Origin of the sequence: uncultured Serinicoccus sp., from assembly GCF_947487915.1 — a bacterium.
Lineage (GTDB): Bacteria > Actinomycetota > Actinomycetes > Actinomycetales > Dermatophilaceae > Ornithinicoccus.
The window spans coordinates 270,656-294,328 of record NZ_CANKYH010000003.1 but is presented as its reverse complement, the minus strand read 5'-3'; the positions used below and the strand labels follow the sequence as shown (position 1 = coordinate 294,328).

Sequence of the window (23,673 nt, the reverse complement as noted above, 5' to 3'; positions counted from 1 at the left end):
CCTCAGGCCGCCTCGGCCCCGGCTGCACCGACCACCGGTGCTCCCGTCCCGGACGCGGTGGCGCGACGGTGCCACACCCACAGGGCCGCACCCACCACGGCGAAGAGCGCGCTGGTCAGCGCTGCCGTGAGCAGCGTGCCGGTCACCAGCGGGCTGATGACCCCGGCCAGCAGGGCGTTGAAGACGAGCGCGGCGAAGGAGGCCATGGACGCCGCGGCGCCCCTCGCCTCGGGGAAGAGGTCGAGCAGGGCCAGCTGCTGCACCGGGAAGGCCACCCCGATCGCGACCCCCATGGCGGCCGGCCCGAGCACCGCCCACGGCAGCGTCGGCGCCACGGCGCACAGCAGCACGTTGAGCGCCACCGCCGCGACGAGACCGACCATCGTCACGTCCACCATGCGGGGGCCCTCCACCTGGCCGGCCAGCCGGTTGGTCAGCAGCGACCCGGTGACCATGCCGCCGATCATCGGGACGAAGAGCATCCAGAAGTCCTGCTCGCCGCGGCCCAGCAGGTCGACGACCACGATCGGCGCGGCCACGACGTAGAGGAAGTAGGACGCGAAGACGAAGGCCGAGGAGAACGCCAGCCGCTGGAACCGACCCGACCTCGCGACGTGGCCCAGGGACCGCAGCACCGCTCCCACCCGCAGCGGGCTGCGCAGCTCCTTCGGGTGGGTCTCCGGGAGCACGACGGCGGTGAGCACGGCCGCCCCGATGCCGTAGGCGGCGACGAACCAGAAGATCCAGTGCCACGGGCCGAAACGCAGGATCTCGCCGCCGATGACGGGCGCGACGGCGGGGGCGACGGCGAAGATCATCATGACCCGCGCCATGAGCTTCTGCGCCTCGGCGCCGGAGAAGAGGTCGCGGATGACCGCGCGGCTGACGATCGTCGCGGCCCCGGCGAACAGCCCCTGGAAGACGCGCGCCACCAGCAGCACCGCGAGGGTCGGGGCGAGCGCGCAGGCGACCGAGGCGACGACATACCCCACCAGCCCGCCGATCATCACCGGCTTGCGCCCCAGGGCGTCGGAGACCGGACCGTGGAAGACGCTCATGAGCGCGAAGCTGAGCAGGTAGATGCTGGTGATCTGCTGCAGCGCCGCGGTGTCGGCGTCGAAGTCACGACCGATGGCCTCGAAACCGGGGAAGACGGTGTCGATGGTGAACGGGCCGATCATCGCCAGGGAGGCGAGCGTGGTCGTGACCAGCAGGGTCGCGCGCCGGGGGTATGCCGCGGCGCCGGTCTGCGGGTCGCGGTCGGTGGACGTCACCGCCTCACGGTAGTCGCGGGACGGTGGACGTGTGTCGGTGGCCGGTCCTACATTCGACTATGTCCACTCCGGACGTGGCAGACCAGCGAAGGAGCACCCATGTCCACCCGTGAGAGCTATGCCGCAGGCACCCCCTGCTGGATCGACCTGATGGTTCCGGACGTCGAGGCGGCGAAGGAGTTCTACACCTCGCTCTTCGGCTGGACCGCGCAGGACAGCCACGACGACGACGGCACCTGGATCTACACCAACTTCCTGCACGACGGCAAGGTCGCAGCCGGCCTGGGCCGCCAGCCGGAGGAGATGACGGCGGCCGGGATGCCCCCGGCGTGGAGCACCTACGTCGCGACCGACGACGTCGACGCCACCACGAGCGCGGTCGAGCAGGCCGACGGGGTGGTGATGCTGCCCCCGATGGACGTCATGGACGTGGGCCGGATGGCCGTCTACGCCGACCCGGCCGGCGCCGTCATCAGTGCGTGGCAGCCCGGCTCCCACCGGGGTGCCGAGGTCTGCAACGAGCCCGGCACCTGGTCCTGGAACGAGCTCATGACCCGCGACCTCGAGGCGGCGTCGGCCTTCTACGCCACCGTCTTCGGCTGGGACTACGACGACATGCCGATGCCCTACGGCACCTACCGCGTCATCCAGGGCGGCGAGGAGGGCGGTCTCGGCGGGCTCATGGCGATGCCCCCGAACGTGCCGGACGAGATCCCGAGCTACTGGACCGTCTACTTCACCACCGACGACGCCGAGGCGACGATCGCCCGGGTCAAGGAGCTGGGTGGCGCGCTGGTGCACGGACCCGACGACATGGCCGGGGTCGGGCGGATGGCCACGGTGTCCGACCCGCAGGGAGGGGTCTTCATGGTCATGCAGCCGACGTCTTAGGTCTCGGCGCTCCCTGCCCGGCGGCTACGATCGAGGCTCGGGGCGCGGGTTCGACAACCCCTGCGCCCTTCGTCGTGTCCCGCTGCAGCAAGGAGCCTTCGTGAGCGTCACCGGTATGGGTGCCATCCCGATGGAGGGCGGCTACGCCTTCCGCGTGTGGGCGCCGCACGCCACCGCCGTCAGTGTCGTCGGTGACTTCAACGGGTGGGACCCCGAGGCCCACGGCATGGCGTCCGAGGGCAACGGCCACTGGTACGCCGAGGTGCCGGGCGCGCAGATGTGGCAGGAGTACCAGCTGCTGGTGACCAACGGCGAGCAGACCTTCCACCGGATCGACCCCCGCGCGCTCGCCGTCACCAGCTCGGTCGGCAACGGCCTGCTCTACGACCACGGCGCCTTCGACTGGGAGGGCGACGACTTCACCCCGCCGCGCCAGCACGAGACCGTCGTCTACGAGACCCACATCGGGTCCTTCGTCGCCACCGACCACGGTCGCGCGGCGGATCTCGGCGACCTCATGGGCAAGCTGGACTACCTCGTGGGGCTGGGCGTCAACGCCATCGAGCTCATGCCCCTCATGGAGTTCGCCGGCGACTACTCCTGGGGTTACAACCCGGCGCACGTCTATGCCGTCGAGTCGACCTACGGCGGCCCGGAGGCCCTGAAGACGTTCGTCCGGGAAGCGCACCGCCGGGGCATCGCCGTCTACGTCGACGTCGTCTACAACCACTTCGGTCCCAGCGACCTGCCGACCTGGCAGTTCGACGGGTGGTCCGAGAACGGCAAGGGCGGGATCTACTTCTACAACGACCACCGCAGCGCGACCCCCTGGGGCGACACCCGCCCGGACTACGGGCGGCACGAGGTGCGTGACTTCATCCTCGACAACGCCCGGATGTGGCTGCGCGACTACCACGCCGACGGCCTGCGGCTGGACATGACGCCCTATATGCGCCGTGTCGACGGCACGCACGGCGACGACATCCCCGAGGGCTGGGAGATGATGCGCAGCATCGGGGAGATGGTGCGCACCGAGTTCCCCCGCCACCTCGTCATCGCCGAGGACCTGCACGGCGTCGCTGCCGTCACCTCGACCGAGCCCGGCGGGGCGGCCATGCACGCCCAGTGGGACAACCAGTTCGTCCACCCGGTCCGCGAGGCTCTCATCGCCGGTGACGACGCCCACCGGTCCGTCCGCGCCGTGGCCCGGGCGGTGACGCACACCTATCAGCACGCCTTCGACCGCGTGGTCTACACCGAGTCCCATGACGAGGTGTCCAACGGCAAGGCGCGCATCACCTCCGAGGTGCAGGGAGACAACCCCGGCGGGTGGGACGCCCAGAAGCGCGCCACCCTCGGTGCCGCGCTCGTGCTGACGGCGCCCGGGCTGCCGATGCTGTTCCAGGGTCAGGAGTTCCTGGAGGACGAGTGGTTCCGCGACGACGTCCCCCTGGACTGGGAGCGGGCCTGGGCTTTCCGAGACATCACCCAGATGTTCCGGGACCTCATCGGCCTGCGGCTGAACCGCGACGGCACCACCGCCGGGCTGTGCGGCCCTCGCATCACGCTCGTCGTCGCCGACGAGGAGGCCAAGCTGCTCGCCTACGTGCGCTCCACCGACGACGACCAGCACGTCCTGGTCGCGGTCAACCTGTCGTCGCAGGCCGTCAGCAGCCGGGTCGAGCTCCCCGGAGGACGGTGGGAGGTGCTCTTCAACAGCGACGCGCGGACCTACAGCCAGCTGTTCGGCGACCACCAGACACCGGCCGTGGACGCCCAGGACGGCCAGGGCACCCTCGACCTCGGTCCCTGGTCGGTCGTCCTCTACGCGCCCGTCTGAGACGACGACTCGTCCTCCACGTCCCGGCGCATCGTGTCGGGCGTCAGCCCGTGCTCGAGACCCCAGCGGACCGCCTGCGACCGGCGGGTGACCCCCATCTTGCGGTAGGCCGTGCGGATGTAGGTCTTGACCGAGTTGATGGACAGGTAGGTCCGCAGCGCGATGTCGTTGTTGGTGAGCCCCTGCGTGATGAGCGTGACGATCTCGGCCTCCCGCGCCGACAGGCCCTCGACGCGTCCGGGCCAGTCGCCGGGTGAGTGCGGCTCGGGGGCGGGGACGCGGCTGGTCGCCGGCTCCACCACGACCTCGCCCGAGGCCACCCGCTCCAGGCACTCCACCAGCTCGGCGCCGCTCACCGTCTTGCCGATGTAGCCGCGGCACCCCTTGGCCAGCGCGATCTCGACCAGCGCCGGGTCGACGTTCCAGGTGTAGACGACGACGGCCCCCGGGTCGTCGCTCTCGAGCACCTCGTCGAAGTCGTCACCGTCGACCTGCGGCTCGGAGAAGGTGTCGTAGAGGGTCACGTCGACCGACTGCTCGACCTCCGACTGAGCCCCGATCTCGACCACCGAGACCCGGTGTTCGAACGGTTCGAGCATGGCCTGCAGGCCCCGGACGACCACCTCGAAGTCGTTCATCAGGGCCACGCGGAGCGGCTCTGTCCCAACCATGACCAGAACCCTACGCTGCGGTCGGGGGGCTTGGCACGCCGAAGCGGCGCCGGGCGGGGTGGGAAGTCACCCTTTCGGATGTGGTGACCGCTCAGCCGGGTTGCCTATGCTGGCGCGCGTGCCCGTGACTGTTGCTGTGCTGACCATGACGCGCGGGCACCATGACCACCTGCTGGCGCAGGTGGACGGCCTGTCCGTCGGGACGATGCCCCCCGCCCTGCACGTCGTCATCTCCATGGGGGACCGCGACCTCACCCGTGGTCGCCTGCCCCTCGGGACCGACCGCTGGCAGACGATCGTCAAGCCCGTCACCACCGACCGACGCGCGCTGCCCTACGCCGCCGCCCGCAACCGGGCCGCCGAGCTCGCCGTCGAGCAGGGCGCCGACGTCCTCGTCTTCCTCGACGCCGCGGTCATCCCCGGACCGCGCACGCTGGAGAGGTATGTCGCCGCCGTCACCGACCAGCAGGAGACCGGCACCCCGCCCGGTCCGGTCGTGTGGAGCTCCCCGGTCCTGCGGCTGCCGCCGCTGGAGAACCCCGCGCTCGGTTATCCGCTGCGCCAGATGCACGAGCTGAGCCTGCGGGCGCCCGGTGCGCCCGCCCTCGCCCCGGGTGAGACCCAGGTCAACCAGCGTCTGCACCTCTTCACGCCGGCCAGCTTCGCGCTGAGCGCCGACCACTTCCACCAGACCGGCGGCTTCTGCACCGACTACGTCGGCCCGGGCCTGGAGGCGCACGACTTCGCCCACGTCGTGTCCCGGGCGGGTGGGACCTTGGTCTGGGTCGGCGGCGCGGAGGCCTACCGCCAGCCCAGCGAGCGCCTGACGCCGGACCAGGAGGCGCGCTACGCCCGTGCCCACGCCGCGGTCTGGCGTGAGCGTTGGGGAGCCGAGCCGGACCATCCCTGGCTCAGCCGCCTCGTGGGCGAGGGTGTCGTCCAGCGCGACGGCTCCGGCCGCATCCCCGTCCCGGCGCGGCGGTGAACCGCGCGCGGCGGGCGTGCACACTGGGTCCATGACCTCGCTGCCGCCGCTGGTCGAGCCCGGCCCGCCGCTGACACCCGAGCAGGTGTCCAGGTACTCGCGGCACCTCCTGGTGCCCGGACTCGGCATGACCGCGCAGCGCCGCCTGCTCCGCGCCCGGGTGGCCGTGGTCGGGGCGGGCGGGCTCGGCAGCCCGGTGCTGGCCTACCTGGCCGCCGCCGGTGTCGGGCACCTCACCGTCATCGACGACGACGACGTGGACGTCACCAACCTCCAGCGGCAGGTGATCCACCGCGCCGACGCCGTGGGCACCCCCAAGGGAGCCTCCGCCGAGGCCTTCGTCCGCGGGCTGAACCCGGACGTGTCGGTGAGCGTGCGGCATACCCGGATCGATCCGGGCAACGCGCAGGAGCTGCTGCGCGGGCACGACGTCGTGCTCGACGGGGCGGACAACTTCCCGACCCGGTATGCCGTGTCCGACGCCTGCGTCGCCCTGGGCGTCCCCCTGGTGTGGGCCGCGGTGCTGCGCTTCGACGCCCAGCTGTCGACCTTCGTGCCGGGCGTCGAGGACGCCGTGTCGCTGCGGGATCTCTTCCCGGTGCCACCGCGCGCGGAGGACGTCCCGAGCTGCTCGGAGGCGGGGGTGCTCGGGGCGCTCGTCGGTCAGGTGGGCTCGATCATGGCCGCGGAGGTGGTCAAGCTGGTCTGCGGTTTCGGGGAGCCGCTGGTCGGCCGCATCCTGCTCATCGACGCGCTCACCCAGCGCACGAGGGAGGTGCCGCTGCGCCCGGTCGGTGCCGTGGTGCAGCCGGAGCAGCGCGAGCAGCTGCGGCCGGTCGTGCCGCTGCCCGAGGTCGGCCCGGCGGAGGTGGCTGCGATGCTCGGCGCGGCCTCTGCCCCTGCCACGGTCCTGGACGTGCGCGAGCCGGCCGAGCACGAGCTCGGGGCCGTCCCTGGGGCGCTGCTCGTCCCGGTCGGTGAGGTCCTGAGCTGGGAGGACCTCGACCACCACCTGCCCGCCGGACCGGTCGTCGTCTACTGCAAGGCGGGCCCCCGGGCCCAGCGCGCGGCCGCCCACCTCGTGCGTCTCGGGCACGCCGAGGTGAGCGTCATGACCGGCGGGATCCTCGGCTGGATCGAGCAGGTGGACCCGACCCTGCCGAGGTACTGATCCCCTCCTGATGACCTGAGGATGACGTGATGATGACCCAGGTGGAGCCGGGCGGTGAGCGTGGCAACCGTGACCGCGAGGGCGGGGACTGCCAGCCTGCTGGTCGCGGGGCGGAGCTGCCCGACGTCGACCTCGTCGTCCTGGCCGGCGGTCGGGGCGAGCGCCTCGGCGGCGCCGACAAGGCTGCGCTCGTCGTCGGCGGCCGGACGCTGCTCGAGCGCGTCCTGGACGCCGAGCTCGGCGGGCGCGTCGTGGTGGTGGGGGACACCCCTGTCCCGGCGGGCGTCGACCGCACCCTCGAGAACCCTCCCGGCGGCGGCCCGGTGGCCGGGATCGCCGCCGGCCTCGCAGCACTCGATGCCCGTCCCGCCCCTCGTCCGGCGGTCTGGGTAGCCATCTGCGCCGTCGATCAGCCGCAGGCCGCCGGCCTGCTCGCCCTGCTGAGGGCCCGGCTGCCGAGGGTTGGTGCCGGTGTCGACGCCCTGTGCCCCTCCGACGGCACCGGGCGCCGCCAGTGGCTGCTGGCGGTCTACCGGCGCGCCGGTCTCGAGGCGGCCCTGCGCAGCATCGGTGAGGCGCGGCACGCCTCCGTGCGCTCCCTCGTCGCCGACCTGCGCTGGGGCGACGTCGAGGTCGACCCCGGCCAGCTCGGCGACATCGACACCTGGGAGGACCTCCGGCGCTGGGAGTAGCCCGACGGCGTGGCGAGCGCCGTCGGCCCGTCGGTCATCTCCGAGCCGCGGCGTCAACTGGCAGCCCGTTCGAGGAGGCTGACAGATGACCTGGCGGCTGGGAGACGGCGCTATGGCGGGGGGCGCGGCATACCGGCGCATCTGCAAGACTGGCCCGATGGCGACGGTGAGGTTCTTCGCCGCGGCCGCCGAGGCCGCCGGCACCGAGAGCGAGCACGTCGAGGCGGACGACCTCGGCTCGCTGCTCGCCGCCCTGCGCGAGCGGCACGGGGCCGAGCTCACCCGGGTCCTGGACCTGAGCACCGTCCTGCACGACGGCCAGTACGTCGCCGACCCGGCTCTGCCGCTGCGTCACGACGCCGTCCTAGACGTGCTGCCGCCCTTCGCCGGCGGCTGAGCCTCCCGTCCGCGTCGCCGCGCCGGGCCAGCACGCCACCCCGCCCGCGCCCGTCGTCGGTCCGGCTGCGGCCCTCGGCGCCCCGCCTTGACAGGCAGTGTCACGTGTCGTTTGCTAGGAGATGTCTCATACGTGCATCGCGCGATGCTCACATGAGCGTGGAGCCGACGGCCGGGCGGGGTGATCGAGCCTTGTGGTCCGGGTATCGGTCGCCGGACCTGAGCGGGCCCGGCGCCCCTGACGAAGGAGTCACCGCATGCGACCAGAGCCGTCCGCACCCGCCTCCCGGCGACCGTCCCCGGTGCGCGCAGGCAGGGCGGGGGCGCTCGTCGGTGCGCTGTCGCTGCTGGCCCTGGCCGGGTGCAGCGCCGAGGAGGACACCGGCCCGGACACCCTGACCATCGCCGTCGTCGACAACGGCGACCTGGAGGTGCTGCAGGAGCTCAGCCCCGCCTTCCTCGAGGAGCATCCCGGCGTCGAGATCGAGTGGGTCCGCCAGGGCGAGAACGAGCTGCGGGAGACGGTCTCGACCGACGTCGGCACCGGTGCCGGCCGCTTCGACGTGGCGTCCGTCGGGACCTACGAGGCGCAGGTGTGGGCCGGTCAGGAGCTGCTGACGCCGCTCACCGACATGCCGGACGGGTTCGACCCCGAGGCCTTCGTGCCGGAGGTGCGCGACGCCCTCAGCGCGGACGGCACGATGCAGGCGGCGCCCTTCTACGGCGAGTCGAGCGTGACGATGTACCGCACCGACCTGCTCGAGGAGGTCGGTGTCGAGATGCCGGACGAGCCGACGTGGGAGGACGTGCTCGCTGCCGCCACCGCCGTGGACGAGCAGACCGACGCGGCCGGGGCCTGCATCCGCGGCAAGGCCGGCTGGGGCGAGAACGGTGCCGTCCTCACCGCGATGGCCCACTCCTACGGCGCGCGCTGGTTCGACGAGGACTGGCGCGCCCAGCTGGACAGCGAGCAGTGGCGCTCGGCCGCCGAGACCTACCTCGCCCTCGCCGCCCTGGCGCCCGACGGTGTCGCCGAGGCCGGCTACAGCGAGAACCTCGCCCTCTTCCAGGAGGGGGAGTGCGGGGTCTGGGTCGACGCGACCTCGGCCGCCAGCTTCGTCACCGACCCGGAGGTCTCGACCGTGGCCGAGGACGTCGGGTTCGCCATGGCGCCGGGCACCCCCGAGGGGCGTGCGAGCAACTGGCTGTGGTCGTGGGCGCTCGCCATCCCCGCGTCCTCGGACAACAGCGAGCTCGCGCGCGAGTTCGTCACGTGGGCGACGTCCAGCGAGTATGCCGGGCTCGTCGCCGAGGACCGGGGCTGGGCGGCGGTGCCGCCAGGGAGCCGGGTCGACCTCTACGACAACCCCGACTACCTGGAGGCGGCCGAGCCCTTCGCCGAGCTCACCCTGGAGTCGATCCGCACCTCCGACATCGCCGAGCCGAGCTCGGAGCCGGTCCCCTACGTCGGCATGCAGTACGTCGACGTGCCGGCCTTCCAGAGTCTCGGCAACGCCGTCGGGCAGCAGCTGACCCAGGCCATCACCGGTGACCTCGACCTGGACGAGGCGCTGGAGCGCAGCCAGTGGGTCGCCGACCAGACCATCGAGCAGACCCGACTGCTCGCCGACCAGGAGGACGCCGAGGCCGACTCCGAGAGCACCGAGGACTGAGAGCGATGGCACGCAGCACCGAGCAGATCGACCGGCAGATCGCCAACACCGACCCCGAGCTGCTGCCCGTCGGTGAGCACGAGAAGCACGGGGCCAAGCACTTCGCCGGCCTCTACGCCGCGGAGAACGTCGCCGGGACCGAGTTCGTCTTCGGCGCCACCTTCGTCATCCTCGGCGCCGGGATCTGGGACGTCCTCATCGGGCTGCTCATCGGCAACGCCCTGGCCGTCCTCACCTTCTGGCTCATCACCACCCCGGTCGCCCGAGAGGTCGGGCTGAGCGTCTACACCTACCTGCTGAGGTTCGGGGGAGGCTCCATCTCCCGGATCTACAACCTCGCCAACGCGATCGTCTTCGCCGTCATCTCGGCGGCCATGCTCACCGTGTCGGCGACCGCCGTCCAACGGGTGATCGGCATCCCGACGCAGGCGGAGGCATACCCCACCCATCTCGGTTTCGTCATCCTCGTCGTCGCCTTCAGCATCGTCGCCGTGCTCGTCGCGGTGTTCGGGTTCAACGCGCTCGCCGAGTTCGCGACGATCTGCGGGCCGTGGCTCGCGACGATGTTCACCGTCGGTGGCCTCGTGCTGCTGCCGGCCGTCGCCGAGTCGGTCACCGGGGTGACCACGATCGGCAGCTTCAGCGAGTTCGTCGACATCGCCGGCGCGACGGTCTTCACCGGCGTCACACCGGAGGGGGAGCCCGGCATCGGGATGCTCGAGGTCGCCGGCCTGGCGTGGGCGGCCAACAGCTTCGCCCACGCGGGAATGATCGACATGGCGCTGCTGCGCTACGCCCGCAAGGGCTGGCACGGGCTCATGACCTCGACCGGCATGCTCTTCGGGCACTACGTCGCCTGGTTCTCCGCCGGACTCATGGGCGCCGCCACCGCTGCGCTCACGCTGACGAGCATCACCGTCCTGTCCCCGGGCGACGTCTCCTGGGTCGCGCTCGGCTGGGCCGGCTACGTCACCGTCGTGGTCGCGGGCTGGACGACCGCCAACGCCAACCTCTACCGCGCGGGGCTCGCCACGCAAGGTGTCTTCCCGTCGATGTCGCGCGGTCGGGCGACCCTCATCGTCGGCGTCATCGTCGTGGTCGTCGCGTGCTTCCCGTTCGTCTACCGCAACTACGCCCCGCTGGTCACCTGGGCCGGGGTCCTCCTGGCACCGGTCGGCGGCATCGTGTATGCCGAGCACAAGCTGTTCCCGCGCTTCGGACTCACGGAGTACTGGGCGCGCTTCAAGGGGGTCACCAACGTGCCCGCCATCATCGCCTGGGCCACGGCCTTCGGCCTGGGGGCCCTGCTGAACATCACCCAGATCATCTCCCCCTACTTCGCCTTCGTGCCCGCGTGGATCGTCGCCAGCCTGCTCTACGTCGCCCTCGCCAGACGGGCCGGAGCAGCCGACGACTACACCGAGGAGGTGAAGGACAACGAGCTGTTCCTGGAACGGGCCCAGGCGTTCAAGCGCGAGCAGGCGAAGTCCCTGCCGGGGCACGTCAAGGACACGTCGACGCTGACCCGGGTGCTGCGGGGGGTCTGGATGCTCGCCCTCGCCGTCATCCTCGTCGACGCCCTGGTGGTCTTCCTCGCCAGCCCGGACATCTACACCTACCTGACGCAGCGCAACACGTTCTACACCGTCGCCATCACCGGCACGGTGGTCTACTTCGTCGCCGCCTACTGGGAGCTGCGGCGCGGCAAGGCGCTGGACCAGCGGGCGCACGAGCAGGCGCGAGCCGACGCGGGCAGCGCCGGGGACGACGGCGAGAAGGAGCCGGTCGGCGCCGGGGTCTGACCCACGCCCGGCCCGGTGGGGGGTGACCTCCCGCACTGCCCGGACCGCGGTCGTGCCGCGCCGCGTCGGCGGAGGCCCTCCGGTGGTGAGGCCGGCTCAGCCGCCGATGGCGCTCATGGGCCGGGGCGGCTGCAGGAAGTCGGGCTGGTTGATGCCGTGCCCGGGCAGCTTGGCGGTGATCGAGGCCCGGAGCAGCGTGGCGAGCTCGTCGTCCGAGGCGCCCTCGCGTAGAGGGGTCCGCAGGTCGGTCTCCCCGGCGGCGAAGAGGCAGTTGCGGATCATGCCGTCGGCGGTGAGCCGGACCCGGTCGCAGCTGCCGCAGAAGGGCATCGTCACCGATGCGATGGCGCCGACGGTGCCGAGCGGCTCGCTGGCGGGTGCGGCGCCCACGGGCCGGACGTCGAACAGCTCGGCCGGTGCGCTGCCGCGGGCCTCGTCCGGCTGGGCGGTGAGGTCGTAGCCGGTGCGCAGCTTGGCCAGGATCTCTGCGCCGCTGATCATCTGCGAGCGGTCCCACCCGTGCTGGGCGTCCAGCGGCATCTGCTCGATGAAGCGCAGCTCGTAGCCGTGCTCGAGGGCGAAGGTCAGCAGCGCCACGACGTCCTCGTCGGCGTCGTTGACCCCGCGCATGAGGACGGTGTTGATCTTGACCGGGACCAGCCCTGCCGCGGCGGCGGCGTGGACCCCGGCGAGGGTGTCGGCGAGCCGGTCCCGCTTGGCGAGGGCGATGAAGACGTCGCGCCGCAGCGTGTCGAGGCTGACGTTGACCCTCGTCAGGCCCGCCTCGCGCAGGGCGGCGGCGTTCTTGGCGAGGCCGATGGCGTTGGTGGTCATCGAGATCTCGGGCGCCGGGTCCAGCGCGGCGAGTCCGGCGACGACGTCGACGAGGTCACGGCGCAGCAGCGGCTCGCCGCCGGTGAGCCGGACCTCCTCGATGCCCATGGACACCGCCACGTCGGCGAGGCGCACGACCTCCTCGGTGGTGAGCATCGTCGCCCGGGGCAGCCAGGGCACGCCGTCCTCGGGCATGCAGTAGGTGCAGCGCAGCGAGCAGCGGTCGGTCACCGAGATGCGTAGGTCCCGGTGCACCCGGCCGTAGCTGTCGACCAGCGGGTCCCGGGTCACCACGTGTGGTCACCCCCACTGACCTGTGACAGCACGTGCCGCAGCAACGGCCCGATGATGTCCATGCCCTCGGTGACGGCGGCCGGGCGGCCGGGCAGGTTGATGACGAGGGTGCCGCCGACGCCGCGCTCGGCCGGCCAGTCGACGACCCCGACCACGCCGCGCGACACCGCGGCGTAGGGGGTCTGCCGGGATCCCTCCCGGCGCATCAGCTCGGCCATGCCGGGGTTCTCCCGGGTGATGACCTGCCGGGTCCCCTCGGGGGTGAGGTCGCGAGGGCCCATGCCGGTGCCGCCGGTCGTGACGACGAGACGGGCGCCGTCCGCGACGGCCGCCCGCAGCGCATCGGCGACCGACTCCACGCCGTCCGGCACGACGACGGAGGAGGAGGAGACGGCATACCCGAGGTCGCGGAGCGCGGCGACCAGGAGTCGCCCGCTCTCGTCCTCGCGGCGTCCGTCGGAGCTGCGGTCGGAGACGGTGATCGCCACGGCCCCCGGGCGCCCGGGCGTCGTCTCCTGCGTGTGCTCGCCAGCCTGCTGGCTCATCACCTCAGTCTAGGTGCGTGTCACAGCAGGCGCCCGACGGCCCGGTCCGCGTCGGTGAGGAAGCGCAGCACGACCTCGCGCTCGGCGTCCGTCAGCGAGGCCTCCACCTGCGCCAGCTCGGCGAACATCGGCATGAGGTGCCCCATGAGCTCCTCCCGCCCGCTGGGGGTGGCGACCACCGCGGTGCGGCGGCGGTCGGTCGGGTGCGGCTGGCGCTGCGCGTGCCCGCGGGAGACGAGCCGGTCGACGATCCCGCTGGCGGCGGCGGTCGTCACGCCGAGGCGCTGGGCGAGCTCGCTGGGCCCCGCAGGGTCCTCCATGAGGTGCTCGAGCACGGCGAGCTCGGTATGCGTCAGCCCGGCCCGGCGCGCGAGTGCCGGGGTGGCGCGGCGACCGCTGTCGAGCAGCCGGCGCAGGGTGTCCAGCACCGGGCCGGGCTGCCAAGCGTCGACCCACCGGGTCTGCGGCCCCACCTCGGGGCGCACCGTGTCCCGTCCGCCCGGACCGGAGGTCCGGCCGGCCCCGGACGTCGGCTCCTGGCTCGTCACCGGGGGCCGTCCCGTGCTACTTTCGGTCACTAGATTGCTCACTTGGTTAGGTACTTGCCTGACGATTCTGACCCAGCCTACGCCGGAGGACCCCAGATGTCTCGCCTCGTGACCGCGCTCACCGCACCTCGGTCCTGGATCATCGCGCTGGTCGGGCTGCTGCTCGGCGTCGGGCTCATCGCCGGAGTCGGCCAGGCCGAGCGCAGCGCGTCCGCCCTGGACACCCTGCCGGCCGGCTTCGACAGCACCCAGGGCCAGGCACTGCTGGACGAGCTGCCCGACGAGGGCAGCAAGACGGCGATCGTGCTCTTCACCGCCGACTCCGACATCGAGGAGTCGCTGCCCGAGCTCGCCCAGCTCATGGAGGACGTCGCCCCGGAGGGCGCCGAGCCGCCGGCCACCCAGGGGTCCGGCCAGGGCGCAGGGGCTCCCGCGGGGGCCGAGGGGTCGGGTGCTCCCGAGGGCAGTGGCCAGGAGGGCGGCGGGCCGCCGCCGGGGCTGAGCGGTGACTACCCGGTCATCCCCGCCGAGGACGGCACGGCGGCGATCAGCGTCATCGACCTGGACGCGCCGACCGCGACCGACACCCAGCAGGTGGTGACGCAGCTGCGCACCGACCTGAGCGACGGCGTACCCGAGGGTGTGTCGGCGCAGGTCACCGGCCCGGCCGCGATCGAGGCCGACCTGGCCTCCGTCTTCGACGGCGCCAACATCACCCTGCTCGGGACCACCGCGGCCGTCGTGGCGCTGCTGCTCATCGTGACCTACCGCAGCCCCATCCTGTGGGTCATCCCGCTGCTCGTCGTCGGCGTCGCCGACCAGACCGCGGCCAGCGCGGCGACGTACGTGCTCAAGTTCTTCGGGATCCCGTGGGACGAGTCGACCATCGGCATCCTGTCCGTCCTCGTCTTCGGCGCGGGCACCAACTACGCGCTGCTGCTCATCAGCCGCTACCGCGACGAGCTGCGTACGCACTCCTCGCGGCACGAGGCCATGGCGCTGGCGCTGCGGCGGGCCGCCGAGGCGATCATCGCGAGCGCCAGCACGGTCGTCGTCGGCGTGCTGTGCCTGCTGCTCTCCGTCTTCCCCTCGACCCGCGGGCTGGGGCTGGCGTGCGCGGTCGGCGTCCTGGTGGCGATGGCCTTCGTGCTGCTCGTGCTCCCGGGTGCGCTGGTCGTCTTCGGGCGCTGGGTGTTCTGGCCCCAGGTGCCGCGCGAGGGGCAGGCCGTGCTCGCGGAGTCCCGCTCGCTGTGGCGGCGCATCGGTGACGCGGTCGCGAAGGCCCCCGCGGCATACATCGCCGGGACCCTCACCCTGCTCGCCGCCATGGCGTTCGGGATCACCCAGATCAGCAGCGGGCTGGCGCCGGAGGACCAGTTCCTCGAGACGCCCGAGGCGATCACCGCGGCGGAGCGGCTGGGCGAGTCCTTCCCGGCGGGGACCTCCGACCCCCTCGTCGTCGTCACGCGCGGTGACGATGCGCAGGTGGAGGAGCTCGCCGCGGCCGTGGAGGACGTCGACGGGGTCACCCAGGTGACGCCGGTCGAGCCGGTCGACGGCATCGGTCAGGTGCAGGTCGTGCTGGAGGCCGAGCCCGGCAGCGAAGCCGCCCAGGAGGCCGTCGGGCAGGTGCGTGCCGCGGTGGACGGGTATGCCGAGACCCACGTCACCGGGGGCGACGCCTCGGCGCTGGACGAGTCCGACGGCAACGTCCGCGACCGGTTCGTCGTTATGCCGCTCATCCTCGCGCTGGTGCTCCTGGCGCTCATGGGTCTGCTGCGCTCGGTCCTCGCCCCGGTCATCCTCGTGGCCTCGGTGGTCGCGACCTTCTGCGCGGCGATCGGGGTGTCGTGGTGGCTCTTCACCGGAGTGCTCGGCTTCGGCGCGATCGACGCCAGCATGCCGCTGCTGGCCTTCCTCTTCCTCGTCGCCCTGGGGGTGGACTACAACATCTTCCTCATCACCCGGACGTTGGAAGAGGCCGGCGTGCACGGGACGCGCGACGGAGTGCTGCGGGCGCTGGGCGCCACCGGTGGCGTCATCACCTCGGCCGGCATCCTGCTGGCGGCGGTCTTCGCGGTGCTGGGGGTGCTGCCGCTGGTGGTGCTGGCCCAGATCGGCGTGGTGATCTGCATCGGTGTGCTGCTCGACACGCTGCTGGTGCGGACGGTGCTGGTCCCGGCGATCGTCCGGGTGCTGGGCGAGCGCTTCTGGTGGCCGCGGCGCGTGGACCAGGCCGGCCGCCACCGCCCCGACGAGGTGGAGACGCAGACCGGCGGCGAGGGCGCGGCGGAGCTGGCCCCTGCCGGGACACCGGACGCGCGCTGAGGACGCACCGGACGCGCGATCTGGCCGCTCCGGACGCGCGATCCGGCGGCTCCGGACGCGCGATCTGGCCGCTCCCGCCACTGGTACGCAGTAGTGCTTCCTCTGCCGTGATGCATCACCGCAGAGGAGACACTTCTGCCTACGAGTCGACCGGGCGGCGCTGACGGCAGACCAATGGTTCAGCTCGGGCGGAGCGCCGCCTGGTGCCATGTATGCAGCAGCACCACCTCGTCGTCCGCCGGCTTCATCCCCTCGACCAGGGTCCGGCGGGCCTCGCCGCGGATGACGATGCGCTCCGGGTGGGCGGTCTTACCGCGCGTGCGGTGCGGCGTGAGCGTGGGCCGGTGAGGGGGTGCTGGTGTGGTGGCGGCCGATGGGCAGCACCATGGGCTTGCCGGAGACGGGGTCGGCCACGACCTGGCTGCGCAGCCCGAAGACCTGCTCGACGGTCGCGGCGGTGAGCACGTCCTCGGGCCGCCCGCCGGCCAGCAGACGGCCGCCGCACATCGCGACGAGGTGGTCGGCATACCGCGCGGCGAGGTTGAGGTCGTGCAGCACCATGACGATCGTCGTGCCGCGGGTGCGGTTGAGGTCGGTGAGCAGGTCGAGCACCTCGATCTGGTGACAGATGTCGAGGTATGTCGTGGGCTCGTCCAGGAGCAGGATGTCGGTCTGCTGGGCGAGGGCCATGGCGATCCACACGCGCTGGCGCTGACCGCCGGAGAGCTCGTCGACCGCCCGGTCCACCAGGTCGCTCGTCCCGGTCAGCCCCAGCGCCTCCTCGACCGCCTGCTCGTCCGCGACGGCCCACCGGGACAGCATCCGCTGGTGCGGGCTGCGTCCGCGCGCGACCAGGTCGGCCACGGCGATCCCCTCCGGGGCGAGCGGGCTCTGCGGCAGCAGCCCCATGGTGCGCGCCACGGCCTTGGTGGGCTGGGTGTGCACGGCCTTGCCGTCGAGGACCACCTGCCCCTGGCTGGGCGCCAGCAGCCGGGAGAGGGCGCGCAGCAGCGTGGACTTGCCGCAGGCGTTGGCGCCGACGATGGCCGTGATGCGGCCCGGGGGGACGGTGAGGTCGAGCCCCTCGACGACGGTGCGGTCGCCGTAGCCGAGGCTGACGCGCTCGGCGACGAGGGTGTGCGAGTCGGTCACAACGAGCCTCCGGCGCGGTTGGTGCGGATGAGCAGGTAGACGAGGTAGGGCGCCCCGAGGACCCCGGTGATGACGCCTACCGGGTAGCGGGTGCCGAAGAGGTGCTGCCCGGCGAGGTCGGCCGCCAGGACCAGCAGGGCGCCGGTGAGCGCCGCGGGGATCATGAGCGAGCCCCCGGCCCCCACGACCCGCGCGGCGATGGGGCCGGCGAGGAAGGCGACGAAGGCGATGGGGCCCGCCGCGGCGGTCGCGAAGGCGATGAGCGCCACCGCGGCCACGATGACCGTCAGCCGGGTGCGCTCCACGCGCACCCCGAGGGCGCTGGCGGTGTCGTCACCGTGCTGCAGCAGGTCCAGCTGGCGCGACTGGGCGAGCAGCGCGGGCATGAGCACCGCCGCCGCCACGACGAGCGGCAGGACGATGCCCCAGGTGGCGCCGTTCAGGCTGCCGGTGAGCCAGCGCATGGCGACCTGCAGGTCCCACGCGGCGGCACGCACGATGACGTAGGCGACGACCGAGTCCAGCATCGCCGCGATGCCGATGCCGATGAGGATGAGCCGGGTGCCCAGGACGCCGTCGCGGTAGGCGAGCAGGTAGATGACCAGCGCCGTCACCAGCGCGGCCACGATCGCCATCCCGGACACCAGCGCCTCGTCCACCCGCAGCACCACGATGCCGACCACGGCGGCGGCACTGGCCCCGGCGCTGATGCCGATGATGTCGGGGGAGGCGAGGGGGTTGCGCAGCATGGTCTGGAAGGTCACACCCGCGATCCCGAGCGAGGCACCGGCGACCAGGCCGAGGACGGCGCGCGGCAGCCGGAGCGTGCCGACGGTGAAGGAGGCGCCGGGCACGTCCTGCCCGAGGACGACCCGCCACACCTCCCCGGGCCCGTAGAACGTCTGGCCCACCATGAGGCTCAGCGCGAAGAGCGTGAGCACCAGCACCCCGAGCAGGGCGGCGGCGCGACGACGGCTCGCGACCCGGCGCCGACGGCCCGCGCGCAGCGGGGACGGGGAGGGACGGGTCGCGTATGCCGTGCTCACAGCGCCCTCGCCCGCATCCGGCGCACGATGATGATGAAGACCGGCGCCCCGATGAGCGCGGTGATGATGCCCACGTCGACCTCCGCAGGCCGCGCCACGACCCGCCCGACGACGTCGGCGAGGGTGAGCAGGACCGCCCCGACGAGCATGGACAGCGGGAGCAGCCACCGGTGGTCGGTGCCGACGACGAGCCGGCAGGCGTGCGGGACGACCAGACCGACGAAGCCGATCGGTCCGGCGACGGCGGTCGCCGCACCGCAGAGCGTGACCGCGCCGACCGCCGCCAGCGCGCGGGTCAGCGCCACCCGCTCGCCCAGACCCGCGGCCAGGTCGTCACCCAGCGCCAGCGAGTTGAGGCCCCGGGCCACGAGGAAGGACAGGAGCGTGCCGCCGAGCAGGAAGGGGAGGGCCACGGTGATCTTCTCCGGCGTCGCCCCGCCGACGCCGCCGATCTGCCAGAAGCGGAAGGAGTCCATCACCTGGATCCGCGGCAGCAGGATCGCGCTGACGAGGGAGGAGAAGGCCGCGGACATCGCGGCTCCGGCCAGGGCCAGCTTGAGGGGGGTGGCACCGCCGCGCCCCATCGAGCCGATGGCGTAGACGACGGCGGCCGCGACCGCCGCGCCGAGGATCGCCACCCAGATGTAGCCACCGGAGGTCGACAGCCCGAAGAAGGCGATGCCGACCACCACCGCCAGCGAGGAGCCGGAGGTGACCCCGAGGATGCCCGGGTCGGCGAGGGGGTTGCGGGTGACGCCCTGCATGACGGCGCCGGCCAGGCCGAGGGCGGCGCCGACGAGCATGGCCAGGAAGGTGCGGGGGACGCGCTGCGCCACGGCGGCCTGCGAGATGTTGTCCTGCGCGCCACCGAGCGCGGCGACGAGGTCGGCGTACGCGATCTCCCGGGCGCCGAAGGTGACCGACAGGACCCCGGCGAGCACCAGCGCGCCGAGCGCCGCGACGAGGGCGGTGAGGCGGTATGCCCGCGTGCCGACCCGCCGGCGCGCCGCGGGGGTCGCGGCGTCCGGCGGGGCGGCGGTGAGGGTGTCGGTCACCGGCTCTTCTCTGCGGCGGCGGAGACCCTGTCGAGGAAGTCGGTCAGGCCCCACTCGAGGGCGAGCGGCGAGGGGTTGGCGGCCGCGGCGAGCGGGGTGTCGTTCTCCAGCATGACGACGGCGCCGTCCTCCACGGCCGGGATCTCCGAGACGAGGGCGTCGTCCTGCAGCTGGGTCAGCAGGGCGTCGTCGCCGTAGGTCACCAGCAGGTCGACGTCCTCGAGCAGGTCGGCGTTCTCCGCGCTCACCGTCTCGTAGAAGGTGTCGCTCTGCGCGGACCGCTCGGCGACCAGCTCGGGCGTGCTCATGCCGAGCTCCTCGAGGAAGAGCGCGCGCGGGTCGTTGGTGGTGTAGAAGCCGACCTGGCTCAGGTCGTCGGTGCTGTGCGAGCTGAACATCGCGCTCATGCCCTCGAGCTCGGGGTAGTCGGCCACGGTGTCGGAGACGTAGCCCTCCAGCTCCTCGACCAGGGCGTCACCCTCCTCGGCCATCCCCAGGGCCTGGCTGTTGAGCTCGACCATCTGCTGCCACGTGGTGCCCCAGGCGAGCTCGGGGTAGGCCACGACCGGCGCGATCTGGCTGAGCGTGTCGTACTCCTCCTGGGTGAGGCCGGAGTAGGCGGCGAGGATGACATCGGGCTCGGTGTCGGCCACGGCCTCGAAGTCGATGCCGTCGGTCTCGTCGAAGAGGACCGGGGTCTCGGCGTCCATCTCCGCGAGCGCGTCCTCGACCCAGGGCAGCACGCCGTTGCCGTCGTCGTCCCCCCAGGTGGCCTCGCTCATGCCCACCGGCACGATGCCGAGAGCCAGCGGCACCTCGTGGTTGGCCCAGGCGACGGAGGCGACCCGCTCGGGCTGCTCCTCGATGGTGGTCTCGCCTAAGGCGTGCTCGACGGTCACCGGGAAGGCGGCGGCGTCGGCCGGTGCCGCGGACTCCTGGTCCGCACCCCCGTCGGCGTCGGCCCCGTCCTCGGCAGAGCTTCCCCCGCAGGCGGCGAGGACGAGGGTGGCGGTCAGCGCGGCGCTGACGCTCGCCGTGCGAGAGGTACGCATGTGTCTCCTTAGGACGGTTAGGTAAGGCAGACCTCATGTATATACGATGCTTCTGTGTGCACCAATTCGACCCCGAGCACCAGGAGCCGCTGATGGCCCGGAGAAGCGCGCAGGTCACCCGGCGCAAGCCGGTGGACGCCCGACCGCTGCGGATGCACGTCCTGGCCCGCTCGCGGCCCACACCCTCGCTCGCGCGGGTGACGCTGGGGGGCGGGGAGGTGGCCGACCTGGTGCCGATGGGCTTCGACCAGTGGTTCCGGCTGTTCCTGCCGACCGGGGGGGTCGAGTCCCTGCGTCACGTCCCCGAGGCGGTGACCACCGCCAGCTACGCGCGCTTCATGCTCGTGCCGGCGCAGGAGCGGCCGGTCATCCGCAACTACACCATCCGCGCCCACCGCGAGACCGGGGTGCACGGTCCGGGGCCGGAGATCGACGTCGACCTCGTGGTGCACGGCAGCGCCGCCGAGGGCACCGCCGGGCCGGCCTCGACCTGGGCCCAGACCTGCGTGGTCGGCGACGAGGTCGCGATCATCGACGAGGGCACGATCTACGCCGGGCCCGAGGAGGCGACCGTCCTCCTGGCCGCCGACGAGGCCGGTCTGCCGGCGCTCGCCGGCATCCTGCGGGATCTCCCCCGGGTCGCGCGCGGCGTCGCCGTGGTCGAGGTGCCGCACCCGGACGACTGCCACGACCTGGGTGCACCCGAGGGGGTCGAGGTGCGCTGGGTCGTGCGGGGCACCTCCGCCGCCAGGCCGGGGACGGCCGCCCTCGCCGAGCTGGGGCGGGTGCCCGTGCCAGAGGACGAGGAGGTGTATGCTTGGGTCGCCGGCGAGTCCGACCTCGCCACCGCCGCGCGCCGCCACTGGGTGCGGCACGGCATACCCAAGAAGCAGATCAGCTTCTGCGGCTACTGGAAGGCCGGCGCGAGCCACTGACGTCCCCACCGCGCGTCCGGTGCGGACCTCCCGCGCCGGCCGGTGCTCAGAGGATGAAGCGGAAGAGCGGGCTGTCGGGCTGGATCGGCTCGATCTGCATCGAGCTGGCCTCCAGCCGCTCCAGCAGCGGCCCGAGGTCCTCGCGCGCCCCGAGCTCGATCCCGACCAGGGCCGGGCCGGTCTCGCGGTTGTTGCGCTTGACGTACTCGAACAGGGCGATGTCGTCGTCCGGGCCCAGCACCTCGTCGAGGAACTGCCGCAGCATCCCCGGCTCCTGCGGGAAGTCCACGAGGAAGTAGTGCTTGAGGCCCTCGTGGATGAGCGAGCGCTCCATCACCTCCGGGTAGCGCAGCAGGTCGTTGTTGCCGCCGGACACCACCACGACGACCGTGAGGCCGCTGAGGTCGCCCAGACCCTCCAGCGCGGCCGGCGCGAGCGCCCCGGCGGGCTCGGTGATGATGCCCTCGCTCTGGTAGAGCCGGATCATCTCGGTGCAGATGCGGCCCTCGGGCACGGCGACCAGCTCGGGGGTATGCCGTCGCACCACCTCGAAGGTGTGCGTCCCGACCTTCTGCACCGCCGCTCCGTCGACGAAGCGGTCGATCTCGGCCAGCGCGACCGGCTCGCCGGCGCGGGTGGCGGCCATCATGCTGGCGGCGCCGGCCGGCTCCGCGGCGACGACCCGCACCTGGGGTGCCCGCTCGCCGAACCACGTGAGGCACCCGGCGAGCAGCCCGCCCCCACCGCACGGGACGACCACGAGGTCAGGGGGACCGGGGAGGTCCTCGCTGATCTCCCGGGCGATCGTCCCCTGGCCGGCGATGGTGTGCGGGTGGTCGAAGGCGGGCACGAGGGTCGCGCCGGTGCGCTCCGCGTCGGCGAGCGCGGCGGCCGCGGCCTCGTCGTAGGTCCGGCCCCCGACCACGACCTCGACCCAGTCGCCCCCGATGTCGGCGACCCGGTCGCGCTTCTGCCGGGGGGTGTTGGCGGGCAGGTAGATGCGGGCGTTGACGCCCAGGGTGGCGCACGCGTACGCCACGCCCTGGGCGTGGTTGCCGGCGCTCGCGCAGACGACCCCGGCCCAGATCTGCTCGCTGTCGAGCTGGGCGATGAGGTTGGCCGCGCCGCGACCCTTGTAGGACCGCACCGGCTGCTGGTCCTCCCGCTTGAGCCACACCGAGGCGCCGGTCTGCTCCGAGAGCCGGACGCTGCGCTCCAGGGCGGTGCGACCCACCCGCCCCGCGATCCGTCCCGCGGCCTGCTCGATGTCGGTCGCCGTCGGCAGCGCCTGGTCGGGGGAGGCGTGCACGGGCTCGGGGAACGGCATACCGCGATCCTAGGTGCGCCTCGCGCCCGCCCTGGACGCAGGGTGACGCGAGGTCAAGGGGGCGGGCGGCACGGTGGGCGGCGGGTCGATCGTCCGGACCAGCGGCCTCAGCCGAACATGATGGCGGCCTCGTCCCACTGGTCACGGGGGACGAGCTTGAGCTCGCTGGTCGCGTCGCGCAGGTTGACGTTGACGATGTCCATGCCGTTCAGCGCCACCATCGTGCCCCACTTCTTGGCGCTGACCGAGTCGATCGCGGCGGTGCCGAACCGGGTGGCCAGCACCCGGTCGTAGGAGCTGGGGACGCCGCCGCGCTGCAGGTGGCCCAGGGTGGTGTTGCGGGTCTCGATGCCGGTGTGCTCCTCGATGGCGCGGGTCACCGCCTCGCCGATACCGCCGAGCAGCGGGCGGCCGAAACCGTCGACCCGGTCGCTGGCGACCTGCTCGGCCCCGGCGAAGGTGAAGCCCTCGGCGACCACGATGGTCGGCGCGCGACCGCGGTCCATGGCGTTCTGCACCCACTGGCACAGCTGGTCGGCGCTCACCGGTACCTCGGGGATGAGGATCGCGTGCGCCCCGCTGGCGATGCCGGCGTGCAGGGCGATCCAGCCGACGTGCCGGCCCATGACCTCCACGACCATGCAGCGTGAGTGCGCCTCTCCGGTGGTGCGCAGCCGGTCGATGGACTCGGTCGCGATGGACACCGCGGTGTCGAAGCCGAAGGTCCGGTCGGTGGCCGAGAGGTCGTTGTCGATCGTCTTGGGCACGCCGACGACGTTGATGCCCTCGTCGTGGAACATCCGGGCGACGGTCAGCGTCCCCTCGCCGCCGATCGCCACGAGCGCGTCGATCTCGTGCTTGTCCATGACCTCCTTGACCCGGTCGATGCCGCCGGTGCGGATCGGGCTGATCCGGGAGGTGCCGAGGATGGTGCCGCCGACCTTGGACAGTCCGCGGACCCGCTTGCGCGGCAGCGGGACGATGTCGTCCTCGACCAGACCGCGGAAGCCGTCCTTGATGCCGACGAACTCGTGCTCGTAGATCCGGTCCCCCTTGAGGACCACCCCGCGGATGACGGCGTTGAGGCCGGGGCAGTCACCACCCGAGGTCAGCAGGCCGATCTTCATGCAGTGTCCTTCGTCGGGGTCTCACAGGGCGGCAA

General features: G+C 72.6%; 21 protein-coding genes. 10 read left to right on the top strand and 11 right to left on the bottom strand.

Annotation, left to right across the window (positions count from 1 at the left end):
• Nucleotides 1–2 precede the first annotated feature (2 nt).
• Entirely contained in the window at nucleotides 3–1,274 is a 1,272-nt protein-coding gene (locus Q0795_RS04915; RefSeq protein ID WP_298887288.1) for a multidrug effflux MFS transporter, read from the bottom strand.
• A gap of 99 nt (nucleotides 1,275–1,373) precedes the next feature.
• Between Q0795_RS04915 and Q0795_RS04910 the strand changes: the two genes are divergently transcribed.
• On the top strand, nucleotides 1,374–2,165 hold the full coding sequence (locus Q0795_RS04910) for a VOC family protein (protein ID WP_298887285.1): 792 nt from the start codon (nucleotides 1,374–1,376) through the stop codon (nucleotides 2,163–2,165).
• A 100-nt stretch (nucleotides 2,166–2,265) separates the two neighbouring features.
• Nucleotides 2,266–4,005, top strand: a complete 1,740-nt coding sequence (locus Q0795_RS04905; RefSeq protein ID WP_298887282.1) for an alpha-amylase family glycosyl hydrolase — start codon at nucleotides 2,266–2,268, stop codon at nucleotides 4,003–4,005.
• On the opposite strand, the gene Q0795_RS04900 is transcribed toward Q0795_RS04905, so the two are convergent.
• On the bottom strand, nucleotides 3,990–4,676 hold the full coding sequence (locus tag Q0795_RS04900) for a response regulator transcription factor (RefSeq protein ID WP_298887280.1): 687 nt from the start codon (nucleotides 4,674–4,676) through the stop codon (nucleotides 3,990–3,992). The two genes, Q0795_RS04905 and Q0795_RS04900, sit on opposite strands and share 16 nt — an antisense overlap.
• A 118-nt stretch (nucleotides 4,677–4,794) precedes the next feature.
• Between Q0795_RS04900 and Q0795_RS04895 the strand changes: the two genes are divergently transcribed.
• The 6 genes from Q0795_RS04895 to Q0795_RS04870 all read left to right on the top strand — a co-directional run bounded on the left by Q0795_RS04895 (nucleotide 4,795) and on the right by Q0795_RS04870 (nucleotide 11,395).
• Nucleotides 4,795–5,661, top strand: a complete 867-nt coding sequence (locus tag Q0795_RS04895) for a hypothetical protein (protein WP_298887277.1) — start codon at nucleotides 4,795–4,797, stop codon at nucleotides 5,659–5,661.
• A 31-nt stretch (nucleotides 5,662–5,692) separates the two neighbouring features.
• The gene (locus tag Q0795_RS04890; RefSeq protein WP_298887274.1) at nucleotides 5,693–6,832 is read left to right on the top strand and encodes a ThiF family adenylyltransferase; all 1,140 of its coding nucleotides are present in this window, start codon (nucleotides 5,693–5,695) and stop codon (nucleotides 6,830–6,832) included.
• A gap of 29 nt (nucleotides 6,833–6,861) precedes the next feature.
• The gene (locus Q0795_RS04885; protein WP_298887271.1) at nucleotides 6,862–7,524 is read left to right on the top strand and encodes an NTP transferase domain-containing protein; all 663 of its coding nucleotides are present in this window, start codon (nucleotides 6,862–6,864) and stop codon (nucleotides 7,522–7,524) included.
• A 157-nt stretch (nucleotides 7,525–7,681) separates the two neighbouring features.
• The gene (locus Q0795_RS04880) at nucleotides 7,682–7,921 is read left to right on the top strand and encodes a MoaD/ThiS family protein (protein WP_298887268.1); all 240 of its coding nucleotides are present in this window, start codon (nucleotides 7,682–7,684) and stop codon (nucleotides 7,919–7,921) included.
• Nucleotides 7,922–8,177: 256 nt separating this feature from the next.
• Nucleotides 8,178–9,593: a sugar ABC transporter substrate-binding protein gene (locus Q0795_RS04875; protein ID WP_298887265.1), complete on the top strand. Its 1,416-nt coding sequence runs from the start codon at nucleotides 8,178–8,180 to the stop codon at nucleotides 9,591–9,593.
• Between the two features lie 5 nt (nucleotides 9,594–9,598).
• Nucleotides 9,599–11,395 carry a hypothetical protein gene (locus tag Q0795_RS04870; protein ID WP_298887262.1) on the top strand — a complete coding sequence of 599 codons (1,797 nt, stop codon included), beginning with the start codon at nucleotides 9,599–9,601 and terminating at the stop codon, nucleotides 11,393–11,395.
• A gap of 96 nt (nucleotides 11,396–11,491) precedes the next feature.
• Here the strand turns inward: Q0795_RS04870 and moaA are convergent, their stop codons facing one another.
• Genes moaA through Q0795_RS04855 form a run of 3 tightly spaced genes read right to left on the bottom strand, consistent with a single transcriptional unit; the run spans nucleotide 11,492 to nucleotide 13,616 of the window.
• The gene (gene moaA, locus Q0795_RS04865; RefSeq protein ID WP_298887259.1) at nucleotides 11,492–12,523 is read right to left on the bottom strand and encodes a GTP 3',8-cyclase MoaA; all 1,032 of its coding nucleotides are present in this window, start codon (nucleotides 12,521–12,523) and stop codon (nucleotides 11,492–11,494) included.
• The gene (locus tag Q0795_RS04860) at nucleotides 12,517–13,068 is read right to left on the bottom strand and encodes a MogA/MoaB family molybdenum cofactor biosynthesis protein (protein WP_298887256.1); all 552 of its coding nucleotides are present in this window, start codon (nucleotides 13,066–13,068) and stop codon (nucleotides 12,517–12,519) included. Before Q0795_RS04860 ends, moaA begins: the two co-directional genes overlap by 7 nt.
• Nucleotides 13,069–13,088: 20 nt before the next feature.
• On the bottom strand, nucleotides 13,089–13,616 hold the full coding sequence (locus Q0795_RS04855; RefSeq protein ID WP_298887253.1) for a MarR family transcriptional regulator: 528 nt from the start codon (nucleotides 13,614–13,616) through the stop codon (nucleotides 13,089–13,091).
• A 96-nt stretch (nucleotides 13,617–13,712) separates the two neighbouring features.
• On the opposite strand from Q0795_RS04855, the gene Q0795_RS04850 reads away from it, so the two are divergent.
• Nucleotides 13,713–15,944: an MMPL family transporter gene (locus Q0795_RS04850; protein ID WP_298887250.1), complete on the top strand. Its 2,232-nt coding sequence runs from the start codon at nucleotides 13,713–13,715 to the stop codon at nucleotides 15,942–15,944.
• A 309-nt stretch (nucleotides 15,945–16,253) separates the two neighbouring features.
• Here the strand turns inward: Q0795_RS04850 and Q0795_RS04845 are convergent, their stop codons facing one another.
• From Q0795_RS04845 to Q0795_RS04830, 4 genes are all read right to left on the bottom strand, one after another.
• Nucleotides 16,254–17,096 (bottom strand): ABC transporter ATP-binding protein, encoded by an 843-nt coding sequence (locus tag Q0795_RS04845; RefSeq protein WP_298887247.1) that lies wholly within the window; start codon nucleotides 17,094–17,096, stop codon nucleotides 16,254–16,256.
• Nucleotides 17,093–18,103, bottom strand: a complete 1,011-nt coding sequence (locus Q0795_RS04840; protein WP_298887544.1) for an iron chelate uptake ABC transporter family permease subunit — start codon at nucleotides 18,101–18,103, stop codon at nucleotides 17,093–17,095. The genes Q0795_RS04845 and Q0795_RS04840 overlap by 4 nt, the downstream gene beginning before the upstream one ends.
• A 35-nt stretch (nucleotides 18,104–18,138) precedes the next feature.
• The gene (locus Q0795_RS04835) at nucleotides 18,139–19,086 is read right to left on the bottom strand and encodes an iron ABC transporter permease (protein WP_298887541.1); all 948 of its coding nucleotides are present in this window, start codon (nucleotides 19,084–19,086) and stop codon (nucleotides 18,139–18,141) included.
• 107 nt (nucleotides 19,087–19,193) lie between these two features.
• Nucleotides 19,194–20,249: an iron-siderophore ABC transporter substrate-binding protein gene (locus Q0795_RS04830; RefSeq protein ID WP_298887244.1), complete on the bottom strand. Its 1,056-nt coding sequence runs from the start codon at nucleotides 20,247–20,249 to the stop codon at nucleotides 19,194–19,196.
• 56 nt (nucleotides 20,250–20,305) lie between these two features.
• On the opposite strand from Q0795_RS04830, the gene Q0795_RS04825 reads away from it, so the two are divergent.
• Nucleotides 20,306–21,184 carry a siderophore-interacting protein gene (locus tag Q0795_RS04825; protein ID WP_298887241.1) on the top strand — a complete coding sequence of 293 codons (879 nt, stop codon included), beginning with the start codon at nucleotides 20,306–20,308 and terminating at the stop codon, nucleotides 21,182–21,184.
• Nucleotides 21,185–21,230: 46 nt separating this feature from the next.
• Here Q0795_RS04825 and ilvA read toward each other — a convergent pair whose 3' ends face one another.
• Together ilvA and Q0795_RS04815 are read right to left on the bottom strand one after the other, a co-directional pair.
• Complete coding sequence (ilvA, locus tag Q0795_RS04820) at nucleotides 21,231–22,511, bottom strand: threonine ammonia-lyase IlvA (protein WP_298887238.1); 1,281 nt, start codon at nucleotides 22,509–22,511, stop codon at nucleotides 21,231–21,233.
• Between the two features lie 107 nt (nucleotides 22,512–22,618).
• Complete coding sequence (locus Q0795_RS04815) at nucleotides 22,619–23,638, bottom strand: ATP-dependent 6-phosphofructokinase (RefSeq protein ID WP_298887233.1); 1,020 nt, start codon at nucleotides 23,636–23,638, stop codon at nucleotides 22,619–22,621.
• Nucleotides 23,639–23,673 lie beyond the last annotated feature (35 nt).